Origin of the sequence: Cellulosimicrobium sp. MI9406 (assembly GCF_040595865.1) — a bacterium.
GTDB lineage: Bacteria > Actinomycetota > Actinomycetes > Actinomycetales > Cellulomonadaceae > Cellulosimicrobium > Cellulosimicrobium funkei.
Map to the genome: position 1 here is coordinate 99,767 of NZ_JALIZI010000007.1, position 13,703 is coordinate 113,469.

Sequence of the window (13,703 nt, forward strand, 5' to 3'; positions counted from 1 at the left end):
CGCCCTCGCGCGCACCGCCGCGTATCACCTGAGCACGACGACCTCGCACGACCTCTCAGACGACAAGGACTCGAGAACATGGGTTTCTTCACCAAGCCGGACGCCGCACCGACGAGCCAGAACGCGCCGCTGACGCGCGAGCGCGTCGAGGCGTTCCTCACGAGCCGCGAGTGGCGGTACTTCGTCGACTCGGACGGGGACCTGGGCGGCAACTGGGACGGCAAGGTGTTCTTCTTCTTCCTCATGGGTGAGAAGCAGGAGATCCTGCAGGTCCGCGGCCGGTGGAACCGGACGCTCCCGGCGTCGGCCGAGGCGCAGGTCGCGCTCGTCGCCAACGAGTTCAACCGCGACAAGATCTGGCCGAAGGTCTACGCGCGCGTCGAGGACGACCAGCTCGCGGTCTACACCGAGGTCGCGACGGACCTGGAGTTCGGCGTCGCGGACGACCAGCTCGGCCAGCTCATCGAGTGCGGCCTGTTCACGGGCCTGCAGTTCTTCGACGCGCTCGACGCCCGCTTCCCCGACACGGCCGCGCAGACCGTGGCCGAGGGCGGCGCCGACGTCGACGCGCGGTGACCGGCACGCACGAGACCACCGCGGGCCGCACCGCTCCGGACGGCGCCCCGGGCGAGGAGGCGACGACGGCCTTCCAGGTCGACCTGCGGGGCGTCGTCGACCTCCTGGCCCGGCACCTGTACTCGAGCCCGCGCGTCTACCTGCGCGAGCTGCTGCAGAACGGCGTCGACGCGATCACCGCGCGCGCCGGGCTCGAGGGACCGCAGGCCCCGGCGCGGATCCTGCTCCGCCCGCTGCCCGGCGGCGGCCTGGAGGTGCACGACTCGGGCGTCGGCCTGACGCGGGACGAGGCGCAGGAGCTGCTCGCGACCATCGGGCGCAGCTCCAAGCGCGACGTCGAGCTCGGGACCGGTCGCGAGGAGTTCCTCGGCCAGTTCGGCATCGGGCTCCTGTCCGCGTTCATGGTCGCCGACGAGATCGAGCTCGTCTCGCGCTCCGCTCGCCGCACGGCGGCGGGCGGAGCGCCCGTCCCCGTGCGCTGGCGCGGCCGTGCCGACGGCCGGTACGAGCTCGTCGAGCTCGCGCCGGACGACCCGGCGGCACCCGCCGAGCCCGGGAGCGTCGTCCGGCTGCACCCGCGGCGGGACACCGAGCACTGGCTCGCCCCGGAGTCGGTGGTCGCGCTCGCCCAGGACTTCGGCTCGCTCCTGCCGGTCGAGCTGCTCGTCGAGACGCGTCTCGACGGCGGCCCCGGCGAGGACCGTGACGGCGGAGCGGGCGGCGACGCCCCGGTCGCGGTGCGCCGGCTCAGCGGGGAGGACCTGCCGTGGCGCGCTGCGCACCCGGCGCCCGCGGCCCGCGACGCCGCGCTCGCCGGCTACGCCGAGCGCACGCTCGGCTTCACCCCGCTCGCACGGATCGACCTCGACCTGCCGCTCGCCGGCCTGACAGGCGTCGCGTACGTGCTCCCGGCCGCGGTCGCGCCGACCACGACGTCGCGGCACCGGGTCTACCTCAAGCGCATGCTCCTGGGCAGCGCGGTCGACGACCTGCTGCCCCCGTGGGCGTTCTTCGTGCGGTGCGTCCTCGACGCGTCCGTGCTGCGCCCGACGGCGTCGCGCGAGGGGCTGTACGAGGACGAGGTCCTGCTCGCGACCCGCGACGCGCTCGGGGCGCAGGTGCGCCGGTGGCTGCTGGAGACGCTCGCGACGGACTCGGTCCTCGCGCGGCGCTTCCTCGAGACCCACCACCTCGCCGTGCGCGCGCTCGCGCTCACCGACGACGAGATGCTCGACGTCGCCGCGCGCGTGCTGCCCTTCGAGACGACGGCCGGGTCCACGACCCTGGCGGACCTCGCGACGGACCACCCCGACGGGCGCCTGCTGTACACGGCGAGCATCGAGGAGTTCCGGCGCATCGCGCCCGTCGCGGCGGCGCAGGGGCTCGCGGTCGTCAACGGCGGCTACGTCTACGACGCCGACCTGCTCGAGCGCGTCGCGGCGCGGTTCCCGCAGTGGCGGCTGTCGCCCGTCTCGGCCGCGGACGTCGCGCACGTCCTCACGGAGGTCGAGCCGCTGCGCGAGCTCGAGGTCGCCGACGCGCTCGCGTCGCTCGACGCCGCGCTCGCCGAGCAGGACTGCGACGTCGTGCTGCGCCGGTACGAGCCGGACGCCCTCCCGGCCATGCTCCTGCACGACCGCGAGGGCGACCACGCGCGCGAGGCCGCACGCGCCGCGGAGACGGACGACCTCTGGGGCGAGATCCTCGCGGGCCTCAGCGCCCCGGCCCGCCCCCGCCGCCTGGTCCTCAACGACGCCAACGCCACGGTGCGCGACCTGCTCGCGAGCCCCGACGCGCAGGTGCGCGCCGCGGGTGCCCGCTCCCTCTACGTCACGGCGGTGCTCGCGTCCGGCAAGGCGCTCCAGCCCGTCGAGGCGACCCTCATGAACGACTCCCTGTCGCTCCTGCTCGCCCGCGCCCTCGCGGCCGGGCAGGACCCCGCCACGGAACCCGACCCCCCTGCCGACGAGGAGAACCGATGACCCGGTCCGTGGACCAGGTGAACGCCGCCCTGTACGACGTCCGCCGCATGCCCTACGGCCTCGCGCGCTCCACGGCCGCCGCGGCCGAGCTCGAGCGCGTCGAGGCCGAGGGCCCCGACGCCGCGCGCGCCTACGCGCAGTTCGTCCTCGTCGAGTCGTACGTGTGGGGCGGCGAGGTGACCAAGGCGTACCTGCCGTTCACCAAGATGCTGCGCTGGTGGGACGAGCACCCCGAGCAGTTCGACGCCGAGGACACGCACTCGCTGTTCTGGTCGTTCAAGTGGATGGTCGGGCACCTCATGGAGTTCCCCGACGTCCCCGCCGCGCAGATCGAGCGCACGCTCGACGACATGGCGCGCCGGTACGCGCTCGCGGGCAACGGCACGAACGCGGTCGCCCTGGAGCGCTTCGAGTGGGCGCGCGAGCGCGGCGGCGCGGACGTCGAGGACGCGTACCGCGCGTGGGTCGCGACCCCGCGCGACGACTACTCGCAGTGCGAGGCGTGCGAGCCGGGCGACCGCGCGGCGTACCTCTTCGAGACGGGCCGGCACGACGAGGGCATCCGGCTGCTCGAGGGCGTGCTCCAGGGATCGCCGTCGTGCGCCACCGAGCCCGGCGACATGCTGTCCCACCTCCAGCTCGCGTACGTGGAGGTCGGCGACGCCGAGGCGGCGGCTCGGACGCACCGCCGCGGGCTGCGCCACCTCGACACCGGGGTGACGATGACGGGCCCGAAGGGTCGTCACGTGGAGTTCCTCGCCCGGACGGGCAACGCGTCGCGCGCGCTGCGCCTCCTCGTGGAGCACCAGGCGTTCCTCACGGAGGCGGACTCGCCGGGCGACCGGCTCGGCTTCCTCACGAGCGTGAGCGTCGCGACGGGGGTCCTGCGGGCCGATCACGGCGACACCGCGCTCGCCCTGCGGGACGTACCCGCCACGACGCTCGCCGAGCTCGACGCGTGGGTGCGCGGCGAGGCGGCCGCGCTCGCGCAGTCCTTCGACGCGCGCAACGGCACGACGGCGGCGTCCGAGCGGCTGCGCGCCGCGTGGGAGCGCGGCGCGCGCACGCTCCCCGTCGACCTGGCGGTGCTCTCCCTGGACGCCCCGCCTGCGTCGCCACGGCCCGTCGCCGGGGCCGAGGGCGCGCCGAGCGGTCCGTCGGACCTCCCCGCCGGGCTCGCGCCGGAGGAGTCCGCGGTCACCGGCGGAGCCCCGGCGGAGGGCACCGACGAGCCCACCGACGCAGACGGCCTGCTCGCGCTCGCCGACGACGTCGCGGGTGACGACCCGGCCCGCGCGGCACGCCTCCTGCGTCGCGCGTCGTCGCAGCTGGAGAGCTCCGGCCACCTCGACCGCGCCGGCTTCGCGCTCGCCGAGGCGGCGCAGCTCGCCGCGCTCGAGGGCGACGACGAGGGCGCCGCGCCCGCGTTCCTGCACGCGCTCGCGCTCCTGCGGGCGGGTGGTGTCGCGCCCCGGTTCGTCGGGCAGGTCGTGCGCGCCTACGCGCGGCTCGAGGCCGGACGGGGCGACGTGACCGCCGCCCTGGCCCAGGTCGAGCGCACGCTCGACGACCTGGCCGCAGCCGGTGACGGCAGCGACGTCGCGCCGGCGCCGCGGGCCGTCGAGCTCGTCGAGCGCGACGCGGCGGCCGACGCGCGCGAGCGTCGCGACCTCGACGACACGCGCGCCCGCCTCCTCGCGACCGCGGGCGACCTCGACGCGGCGGCGACGCTCGCGGAGTCGGTCGCCGAGGAGTTCGCCCGTGCGGGGGACGTCCGCGACGCGGCGCACGCCTTCTGGCTCGCGGGGCGCTCGCGCTGCGCGGCGGGGAAGGACACGGACGCGGTGGAGCTGCTCGAGTCGGCCATGGAGGGCTTCGCGATCGTCCACGACGCGGAGTCGCGCGCGATGGTCGGCAACGAGATGGTCGCGGCGCTGCGCCGCCTCGGGCGCGACGACGAGGCGGCCGCCGTCGGGACGGGCCTCAGCGGCTGACGACGGGCCCCGCCGGGCGGGCGGCGGCTGCGGGGGCGCGGACCTCGTACCGCCGGACCGCCACGGCGGGGTCCGGCTCGTCGGCCGGCGCGACCGGCGCGACCTCGGCGCCCGCCGCGGCGACGAACCCGTCGAGCACGGCCTCCGGCAGGGGCGCACGCGGGTCGTGCACGACGACGAGCCGCGCCCCCTCCCGGGCGAGCTCCGCACCGAGCTCTCGAGCGGCGTCCAGGACGGTCTCCGTCGCCGCACCCGCCTCCGTGCTCGTCTCCGTGTCCGCCTCCGAACTCGTCCCCGAGCTCGTCTCCAAGCTTGTTTCCGCGCTCATTCCTGCTGCCGTCCGCGTCGCCGCGCCACCGAGCTCGACGACGTCGACGGGACCGGTCCAGCCCGCACCGGCGAGCGCGAGGAGCGCCACGGAGGCGGCCGTCCCGGCGACCGGCCGGTCGAACGGTCGCGTGGCGGCGGCCCATGCGGGGTCGATCCACCGGTCGGCGACGCCCGCCGCGGCGAGCGAGGCCCGCGCAGGGCCACGCGTTCCTTCCACGCCCGGGGCGACCACGACGACGGCCGTCGCACCCGCCTCATCGGGTGGGCCCGCCACGAGGTCGGCGAGCGCCGCGAGCGCGGCGTCGCGCACCGGCCCGAGGACCGAGGCGGCACCGGCCGCCCCCGGGACTAGCAGGGCGGTTCCGGGGAGCACGACGGCGCGGACGGTCACCGTCCCACCGTAGTGGTGCCCGCTCCACCACCCTCGCCGCGCCTCCCCGGACGGCCCGCGATGCGGCGTCCGCGGGCGCGCGCGAGTACGGTAGGGAGGTGAGGTTCTTCGGGGCGCGGGACGACGACGACCGGCGGGACGGGAATCCCGGCGGAGCGCAGGACGGGGGCCGGTCCGGCGCGGCCCGGCCGGCGGACGACCTGCAGTCGCAGGTCGAGGACCTGCTGGCACGCGAGCTGGGTCAGGTCGCGACCGACGTCCTGCGGCCTCCCACACCGCTCACGCTCTCGCGGGTCGTCGAGTGGATCACCGACAGCGGGTACAGCTACTTCGTCGACTCCGACGGCGACGTCGGCGGGCTGTGGCACGGCCGCCTGTTCTACTTCCTGCTCTTCGGCAACGACGACGAGATCCTCCAGGTGCGCGGCCAGTGGAACCGCGACCTCGCGCTCGAGCGCCTCGAGGAGATCCTCGAGTTCTGCAACGAGTGGAACGCCGACCGGATCTGGCCCAAGACCTACACGCGCGTCCGCGACAACGGGATGATCCAGGTCTTCACCGAGGTCACGGTCGACCTCGAGCACGGCGTGACGGACGACCAGCTCGACCAGCTCCTCCAGTGCGGTCTGAGCACGGGGTCGATGTTCTTCGACGCGCTCGACGAGTTCTACCCGGACCCCGCGAGGCAGGCGCCATGACGCAGGCCCGCACCAACTGGTTCACGCGCCTGTTCGGCAACCGCCGGCCCAAGGCGCCGGACTCGCTGCCCCGCGAGGAGGAACTGCCGCGCGCGCTGTCGATGGCGCGCATCGGCGACCACCTGACGCGCCGCGGCTACCACTTCCGCGTCGACGACGACGGCGACATCACGGGTACGTGGGACGGGCACCGCTTCTGGTTCCTGCTGCTCGGCGACCGGTCGGAGATCCTCCAGGTCCGCGGCCGCTGGTCGACGACGCTCCCCGTCGAGTCGCGCCTCGTCACGCTCCAGACCGTCAACGACTGGAACCGCGAGCGCATCTGGCCCAAGGTCTACGTGCGGGAGGAGGGCGGCCGGCTCGCGCTCTACGCCGAGGTCTCCGTCGACCTCGAGCACGGCGCGACCGATGACCAGCTCGCCCAGACCGTCTCGTGCGGGCTCGGCACGGCCGTGCAGCTCTTCCACGCCATCGGCGCCCAGCTCCCGCCGGGGACCCTGGACGACTGACGTCCTGGCGCCGTCGTGCGCGCCCGCCGTCGGGGTCCTGGACCCCGCCGCTCAGGCGCGGAGCGTCGGGAGCCCCAGGACGACCGGGCCGGACGGCGCGCCGCCGCCGCGCCCGTGGCCGTGGTCGTCGTCGCCCCCGCCCAGACGGGCGCGCTCACGCCGCGCCCACGCGTCGCCGGAGCGGGTCCGGCGGACGGCGAACGCGCCGCCCGCGAGCGCCGAGTCCGCGATGAGGTGGTGCGGCGCGGAGCGGGTGACCTCGACGGTGACGACGTCGCCGGGACGCGGCAGGCGGACGTCGAGGTCGTCCGCGAGGCGCGGGTCGACGGACCCGGGCGTGCCGGTCCCGTCGGAGGAGGCGTCGTCGGGCGCCCCGGCCACGACGGCCGCGGGGAGCGCGAGGTGCACGAGGCGGTTGTCGGGGGCGCGGCCCGTCACGCGGTGCGTCGCGCCGTCCTTGCGCCCTGCGCCCTCGCCGACGAGGACGTCGATCGTCCGGCCCACCTGGCGTGCGGACTCCTCGCCGGCGATGCGCTCCTGGAGCGCCTGGAGTCGCTCGAAGCGCTCCTGGACGACCTCCTTGGGGAGCTGGCCGTCCATCGTCGCGGCGGGCGTCCCGGGGCGCGGCGAGTACTGGAAGATGAACGCGGAGGAGAACCGCGACGCCTCGACGACCCGCATCGTCTCCGCGAAGTCCTCCTCGGTCTCGCCCGGGAAGCCCACGATGATGTCGGTGGTGATCGCGGCGTCGGGCATGACGGCCCGGACGCGGTCGAGGATCCCGAGGAACCGCTCGGAGCGGTAGGAGCGGCGCATCGCACGCAGCACGCGGTCGGAGCCCGACTGGAGCGGCATGTGGAGCTGGGGCATGACGTTCGGCGTCTCGGCCATGGCCGCGATGACGTCGTCGGTGAACGCGGCCGGGTGCGGCGACGTGAACCGCACGCGCTCGAGCCCGTCGATCGTCCCGCACGCGCGCAGGAGCTTGGCGAACGCGCCCCGGTCGCCGAACTCGACGCCGTAGCTGTTGACGTTCTGACCGAGCAGCGTCACCTCGATGGCACCGGCCTCGACGAGCGCGCCCACCTCGGCGAGGACCTCGCCCGGACGGCGGTCGCGCTCCTTGCCGCGCAGGTGCGGCACGATGCAGAACGTGCACGTGTTGTTGCAGCCGACGCTGATGGACACCCACCCCGCGTAGACCGACTCGCGCTTCGTCGGCAGCGTCGAGGGGAACACCTGCAGAGACTCGGCGATCTCGACCTGCGCCGCCTCGTTGTGGCGCGCACGCTCGAGCAGGACGGGCAGGGCGTCGAGGTTGTGGGTGCCGAACACGACGTCGACCCAGGGGGCCTTCTCGACGATGGTGCCGCGGTCCTTCTGCGCGAGGCAGCCGCCGACGGCGATCTGCATGCCGGGTCGCGCGGCCTTCACCGAGGCGAGCTGGCCGAGGTTGCCGTACAGGCGCGTCGCGGCGTTCTCGCGCACGGCGCACGTGTTGATGACGACGACGTCGGCGCGGTTCGCGGCCTCGTCCTGCGCGCTCGCACGCGTGTAGCCCGCCTGCTCGAGCATCCCCGCCATGTGCTCGGAGTCGTGGACGTTCATCTGGCACCCGAGGGTGCGCACGACGTAGGTGCGGGGGTGCGCGCCGTCGGCCGGCGCAGCGGCGGTGGCGTGCGGCGCGGGGGCGGCCGGGACGGGGGCGGGGGCGATCGTGGACATCACCGTCCAGGGTACGGCTCCGGGTGCCGTGTTACTGAACTGTTGCCCGGTTGTTGCCGGGTGAGGTGGCACCGTGCAACAGAAGGGACATAGTGTCCAGGAATGGCCGACGAAACCCCTTCGCCGTCCGACGCGCAGCGCAGCGCTCAGGACGCTCAGCCCCTCCCCGCCGAGCAGGTCCTCGGTGAGCCGCTCGTCGAGCTGCGCGACGTGAACAAGCACTTCGGCGAGCTCCACGTGCTGCGCGACATCAACCTCACGGTCCGGCGCGGCGAGGTGCTCGTCGTCATCGGGCCCTCCGGCTCGGGCAAGTCGACCCTGTGCCGGGCGATCAACCGGCTCGAGACGATCGACTCGGGCGAGATCCTCGTCGACGGCGAACCGCTCCCCCAGGAGGGCAAGGCGCTCGCGCGGCTGCGCTCCGACGTCGGCATGGTCTTCCAGTCCTTCAACCTCTTCGCGCACAAGACGATCCTCGACAACGTGACGCTCGGGCCCGTCAAGGTGCGGCGCGAGCGGAGCAAGGACGCGAAGGAGCGCGCCCTCGCCCTCCTCGACCGGGTCGGCGTGAAGAACCAGGCGCAGAAGATGCCGGCCCAGCTCTCGGGCGGCCAGCAGCAGCGCGTCGCCATCGCCCGGGCCCTCGCGATGAAGCCCAAGGTCATGCTGTTCGACGAGCCCACGTCGGCGCTCGACCCCGAGATGATCAACGAGGTCCTGGACGTCATGGTCTCGCTCGCCAAGGAGGGCATGACCATGATCGTCGTCACCCACGAGATGGGCTTCGCCCGGAAGGCCGCGAACCGCGTGGTCTTCATGGCGGACGGCCAGATCGTCGAGGAGGCGCACCCCGAGGAGTTCTTCACCGCGCCGAAGAGCGAGCGGGCCAAGGACTTCCTCTCCAAGATCCTCACGCACTGAGGTCCCCCGCCCTCACCACGCACCGACCACCACGGACCGGGCCGCCAGGCCCCCCACACCCGGCCGACCGACGAGGCACACCGTCGTCGGACGACCACCACTCACGAAGGGTAGGAACGATGCGCACACGACACGCAGGTGCTGCCGTGCTGGCCGCTCTCACCGCGCTCACGCTCGCAGCGTGCAGCAGCGGCGACGTCGGCGACGACAGCACGACCACGGACCCCGAGCAGTCCGCCGGAGGCAGCGGCGACGGCGGCGGCGAGACGGTCAAGATCGGCATCAAGTTCGACCAGCCCGGCCTGGGGTTCCAGGACGGGTCGTCGTACACGGGGTTCGACGTCGACGTCGCCACCTACGTGGCGGGCGAGCTCGGCTTCTCCGAGGACCAGATCGAGTGGGTCGAGGCGCCGTCCGCCCAGCGCGAGACGATGCTGCAGACCGGGCAGGTCGACATGATCTTCGCGACGTACTCCATCACGGACACGCGCAAGGAGACCGTCGCGTTCGCCGGGCCGTACTTCGTCGCCGGGCAGGACCTGCTCGTCGCCGAGGACAACACCGACATCACCGGCCCGGAGTCGCTCGAGGGCAAGAACCTCTGCTCCGTCACGGGCTCGACGTCGGCGCAGCGCATCAAGGACGAGTACGCCGCAGGCGTGCAGCTCCTCGAGCGCCCCGGGTACGCCGAGTGCGTCACCGCGCTCACGGCGGGCCAGGTCGACGCCGTCACGACCGACGACATCATCCTCGCGGGCCTCGCGGCGCAGCCGCAGAACCAGGGCAAGGTGAAGGTGGTCGGGGCGCCGTTCTCGACCGAGCGCTACGGCGTCGGCCTGCCCCAGGACAACGACGTCTGCGAGGACGTCAACGCCGCGATCGAGAAGATGATCGAGGACGGCTCCTGGGAGGAGTTCGTCAGCAAGAACACCGAGGGCACCGGGTACACGCCGAACGCGAGCGAGAACCCGCCGACGGTCGACCCCTGCGCCTGACCTCTCTGCCGGGGAGCGGAGCGCGGCGTGCCGCGCTCCGCTCCCCGGCCTCGTCCGGTCGGTCCACGACCACACCCTCCCGGAGGATGACCAACCGTGGGTGACTACCTCTCCCAGTTCACCGAGCTCCTCAGCACCTACGACGTGCTCGGCGCGTTCTGGGTGAACATCCAGCTGACGTTCTGGGCTGCGATCTTCTCCCTGATCCTCGGCACGGCGCTCGCGCTCATGCGGATCTCCCCCGTCTCGAGCCTGCGGTGGGCCGGCTCGACCTACGTGAACCTCCTGCGCAACACGCCGCTGACGATCATCATGACGTTCATGGTCCTCGCGGTGTGGACCCAGCTGCAGATCAGCCTCTCCCCCGACTTCCCGACGAACTTCTTCCGGTTCGCGGTCATCGGCCTGACCGTCTACCACGCCGCCTTCGTGTGCGAGGCGATCCGCTCGGGCGTCAACACGGTGCCGATCGGCCAGGCCGAGGCGGCGCGGGCGATCGGCCTCTCCTTCGCTCCCGCCGCGCGCCTCGTCATCCTCCCGCAGGCGTTCCGCGGCGCGATCGCCCCCCTCGGCAACACCCTCATCGCGCTGCTGAAGAACTCCACCGTCGCGGCCGCCGCGAGCGTCACGACGGAGACGTCGAGCCTCATGCGCACGATGATCGAGTTCAACTCGAACTACATCTACGCGATCTTCCTCACCTTCGCGATCGGCTACGTGATCCTCGTCATCCCGATCGGCCTGCTCACCACCTCGCTCTCGACCCGATTGGCGGTCCGCCGATGAGCGCCCCGCGTCAGTCCGTCCTCTTCGACGCCCCCGGGCCCCGGGCCCGGCGCGCGATCGCCGTCGGCAACGTGATCGGCGCCGTGATCGTGATCGGGATCGCCGTGCTCGTGCTGCTGGAGCTCGGACGCAAGGGCCAGCTCTCGTGGGAGCAGTGGGGTCCCGTCTTCACCGCCAACGCGTGGGAGAACTTCTTCCTGCCGGGCCTCCAGAACACGCTGCGCGCCGCCGGGTTCGCGATCGTCGGTGCCGTGATCTTCGGGCTGGTCTTCGGCTCCGGCCGGCTCTCGCACGTGCGCGCGCTGCGCTGGGCGTGCGGTGTCGTCGTCGAGTTCTTCCGCGCCGTGCCGGTGCTCCTCATGATGATCTTCTTCTGGCTCCTGCTGGGGCTGCAGAAGGTCCCGGACGCCCCGTTCCTCGCGGTCGTGATCTCCCTCGTGCTCTACAACGGCTCGGTGATCGCCGAGCTCGTCCGGTCCGGCGTCGGCAACCTGCCGAAGGGCCAGGGAGAGGCCGGCGTGGCGATCGGCCTGACGCGCGGGCAGACCCTGCGGTCGATCCAGCTCCCGCAGGCGCTCATCGCGATGCTGCCCGCGCTCGTGTCCCAGCTCGTCGTCGTGCTCAAGGACACCGCGCTCGGGCAGATCATCACGTACCCCGAGCTGCTGCGGGCCGCGCAGATCCTCGGCACGGCCTTCGGCAACACCCTGCAGACCCTCACGGTCGCCGCGGTCATCTTTATCGTCATCAACTACGCCCTGACCGCCCTGGCCCAGTGGCTCTCACGCTTCCTCAGCGGGCGCACCGCGGGCGCCACGGCTGCGGGACCGGGCATCGGCAACCCGACGGCGGTCGCGGGCGGCCCCACGGAGGACGCCCCGGCCACCTCTACTGTGCGCTGACGCACCCGTCGCCCGCCCGTGCTCGGGCGGGCGACGGCCCGCTCTGCCGCGGGGGGCCGCCCGCGCTCGTCCGGGCCGGTCGAGCGTCACTCCTCCGCGTCGAGCTCGCGCTGCACGATCTCGAACGCCAGCCCGGGGCTGTAGCCCTTGCGGGCGAGCGCGCCGACCGTCCGACGCACGCGCACGTCGCGGTCGAGACCGCGGGTCCTGGCGAGACGTGCCCGCGCGAGGGCCAGGGCGGCGTCCGCCTCGGAGTCGTCGTCGACCTGCTCGAGCGCGGCCGCGCCGACCTCGCCGTCGATCCCCCGCCGGCGCAGCTCGGTCGAGATCGCGCGGCGGGACAGCCCCCGCTCGGCGTGCCGCGTGCGGACGATCATCTCCGCGTACTGCGCGTCGTCGACGAGCCCGACCTCCTCGAAGCGGTCGAGGATGGGCAGCACGACGTGCTCCGGGTAGCCCTTGCGCGCGAGCGACTGCGTGAGCTCCGCGCGACTCTTCGGTGCCGCGGTGAGGATGCGCAGGACGGTCTCGCGGGCGCGCTCGGCGAGGTCGGCGTCGCTGATCTCGCCGCGCTCCACGAGCTCGTGCAGCGACGGGCGCGGGCGCCGCCCGGCCTTGCGGCCGGAGCGGCGCCCGTCGTCCCCCGCGGACGGGTCGACAGGCTCGGCGCCCTCGACCCCGTCCTGCTCGCCGATCAGAACGGCGACTTCTTCCCCTTGCCGGCCGCGGCGGTCGCCTTGGCCGGAGCGGCCACGGCGGTGTCGGCCGCGACGGTCACGCCGGCGGCCGGGTCGGCCGGTGCGTCGACCTTGGCCCCGACGCCGAGCTTCTCCTTGATCTTCTTCTCGAGCTCGTTCGCGAGGTCGGGGTTGTCGCGCAGGAACGAGCGCGCGTTCTCCTTGCCCTGCCCGAGCTGGTCGCCGCCGTAGGTGAACCACGACCCGGACTTGCGCACGAACCCGTGCTCCACGCCCATGTCGATGAGACCACCCTCGCGAGAGATGCCGACCCCGTAGAGGATGTCGAACTCGGCCTGCTTGAACGGCGGCGCCATCTTGTTCTTGACGACCTTCACGCGGGTCCGGTTGCCGACCGCGTCGGTGCCCTCCTTGAGGGTCTCGATGCGGCGGATGTCGAGACGGACCGAGGCGTAGAACTTCAGCGCCTTGCCACCGGTCGTCGTCTCGGGAGAGCCGAAGAACACGCCGATCTTCTCGCGGAGCTGGTTGATGAAGATCGCGGTCGTGCCGGACGCGCTGAGCGCACCGGTGATCTTGCGCAGCGCCTGCGACATGAGGCGGGCCTGGAGACCGACGTGGCTGTCGCCCATCTCGCCCTCGATCTCCGCCTTCGGCACGAGGGCCGCGACGGAGTCGATGACGATGATGTCGAGCGCGCCCGAGCGGATCAGCATGTCCGTGATCTCGAGCGCCTGCTCCCCCGTGTCCGGCTGGGAGACGAGCAGGGCGTCGGTGTCGACGCCGAGCTTCTTGGCGTACTCCGGGTCGAGGGCGTGCTCGGCGTCGATGAACGCCGCGATGCCGCCGGCGCGCTGGGCGCTGGCCACGGCGTGCAGCGCCACGGTCGTCTTTCCGGAGGACTCCGGGCCGTACACCTCGATGACGCGCCCGCGGGGCAGGCCGCCGATGCCGAGCGCGATGTCCAGCGCGATGGAGCCCGTGGGGATGACCTCGACGGGGGCACGGCCCTCCTCGCCGAGGCGCATGACGGAGCCCTTGCCGAAGCTCCGGTCGATCTGGGCGAGGGCTGCCTCGAGCGCCTTCTCGCGGTCTGCGGGTGCGGGCATGTCAGTCCACCTTCGGTTCGACGTCCATCTGTTCGTTGTGGCCCGACGTTACGGGCAGCCACCGACACGCGGTGCCGACGAGCCCCA

13 protein-coding genes are annotated in these 13,703 nt (G+C 73.3%); 9 read left to right on the forward strand and 4 right to left on the reverse strand.

The features are described 5' to 3' along the window. The first annotated feature begins 78 nt into the window (after positions 1-78). The 3 genes from MT994_RS14115 to MT994_RS14125 are packed head-to-tail and all read left to right on the forward strand — an operon-like array spanning position 79 to position 4,552. Positions 79-576 carry a YbjN domain-containing protein gene (locus tag MT994_RS14115; protein WP_021483506.1) on the forward strand — a complete coding sequence of 166 codons (498 nt, stop codon included), beginning with the start codon at positions 79-81 and terminating at the stop codon, positions 574-576. Next, positions 573-2,558: an HSP90 family protein gene (locus tag MT994_RS14120; protein ID WP_354806772.1), complete on the forward strand. Its 1,986-nt coding sequence runs from the start codon at positions 573-575 to the stop codon at positions 2,556-2,558. The genes MT994_RS14115 and MT994_RS14120 overlap by 4 nt, the downstream gene beginning before the upstream one ends. Next, positions 2,555-4,552: a hypothetical protein gene (locus MT994_RS14125; protein WP_354806773.1), complete on the forward strand. Its 1,998-nt coding sequence runs from the start codon at positions 2,555-2,557 to the stop codon at positions 4,550-4,552. The genes MT994_RS14120 and MT994_RS14125 overlap by 4 nt, the downstream gene beginning before the upstream one ends. On the opposite strand, the gene MT994_RS14130 is transcribed toward MT994_RS14125, so the two are convergent. Beyond that, the gene (locus tag MT994_RS14130) at positions 4,542-5,273 is read right to left on the reverse strand and encodes a hypothetical protein (RefSeq protein ID WP_354806774.1); all 732 of its coding nucleotides are present in this window, start codon (positions 5,271-5,273) and stop codon (positions 4,542-4,544) included. The two genes, MT994_RS14125 and MT994_RS14130, sit on opposite strands and share 11 nt — an antisense overlap. A gap of 221 nt (positions 5,274-5,494) precedes the next feature. Between MT994_RS14130 and MT994_RS14135 the strand changes: the two genes are divergently transcribed. Next, positions 5,495-5,971 carry a YbjN domain-containing protein gene (locus MT994_RS14135; protein WP_044144788.1) on the forward strand — a complete coding sequence of 159 codons (477 nt, stop codon included), beginning with the start codon at positions 5,495-5,497 and terminating at the stop codon, positions 5,969-5,971. Beyond that, positions 5,968-6,480 (forward strand): YbjN domain-containing protein, encoded by a 513-nt coding sequence (locus tag MT994_RS14140; protein ID WP_021483660.1) that lies wholly within the window; start codon positions 5,968-5,970, stop codon positions 6,478-6,480. The genes MT994_RS14135 and MT994_RS14140 overlap by 4 nt, the downstream gene beginning before the upstream one ends. Before the next feature lie 51 nt (positions 6,481-6,531). Here the strand turns inward: MT994_RS14140 and miaB are convergent, their stop codons facing one another. Continuing rightward, positions 6,532-8,205, reverse strand: a complete 1,674-nt coding sequence (gene miaB, locus MT994_RS14145) for a tRNA (N6-isopentenyl adenosine(37)-C2)-methylthiotransferase MiaB (RefSeq protein WP_354806775.1) — start codon at positions 8,203-8,205, stop codon at positions 6,532-6,534. Positions 8,206-8,307: 102 nt separating this feature from the next. Between miaB and MT994_RS14150 the strand changes: the two genes are divergently transcribed. The 4 genes from MT994_RS14150 to MT994_RS14165 all read left to right on the forward strand — a co-directional run bounded on the left by MT994_RS14150 (position 8,308) and on the right by MT994_RS14165 (position 11,809). Beyond that, positions 8,308-9,126 carry an amino acid ABC transporter ATP-binding protein gene (locus tag MT994_RS14150; protein ID WP_034655661.1) on the forward strand — a complete coding sequence of 273 codons (819 nt, stop codon included), beginning with the start codon at positions 8,308-8,310 and terminating at the stop codon, positions 9,124-9,126. Between the two features lie 119 nt (positions 9,127-9,245). After that, the gene (locus MT994_RS14155; RefSeq protein ID WP_021482423.1) at positions 9,246-10,121 is read left to right on the forward strand and encodes a glutamate ABC transporter substrate-binding protein; all 876 of its coding nucleotides are present in this window, start codon (positions 9,246-9,248) and stop codon (positions 10,119-10,121) included. A 96-nt stretch (positions 10,122-10,217) separates the two neighbouring features. Beyond that, on the forward strand, positions 10,218-10,907 hold the full coding sequence (locus MT994_RS14160) for an amino acid ABC transporter permease (protein WP_021482422.1): 690 nt from the start codon (positions 10,218-10,220) through the stop codon (positions 10,905-10,907). Next, the gene (locus tag MT994_RS14165; protein WP_021482421.1) at positions 10,904-11,809 is read left to right on the forward strand and encodes an amino acid ABC transporter permease; all 906 of its coding nucleotides are present in this window, start codon (positions 10,904-10,906) and stop codon (positions 11,807-11,809) included. The genes MT994_RS14160 and MT994_RS14165 overlap by 4 nt, the downstream gene beginning before the upstream one ends. Before the next feature lie 86 nt (positions 11,810-11,895). Here the strand turns inward: MT994_RS14165 and MT994_RS14170 are convergent, their stop codons facing one another. Beyond that, complete coding sequence (locus tag MT994_RS14170; protein ID WP_228485303.1) at positions 11,896-12,387, reverse strand: regulatory protein RecX; 492 nt, start codon at positions 12,385-12,387, stop codon at positions 11,896-11,898. 116 nt (positions 12,388-12,503) lie between these two features. Further along, positions 12,504-13,616: a recombinase RecA gene (recA, locus tag MT994_RS14175; RefSeq protein WP_168946003.1), complete on the reverse strand. Its 1,113-nt coding sequence runs from the start codon at positions 13,614-13,616 to the stop codon at positions 12,504-12,506. Between the last annotated feature and the right edge of the window lie 87 nt (positions 13,617-13,703).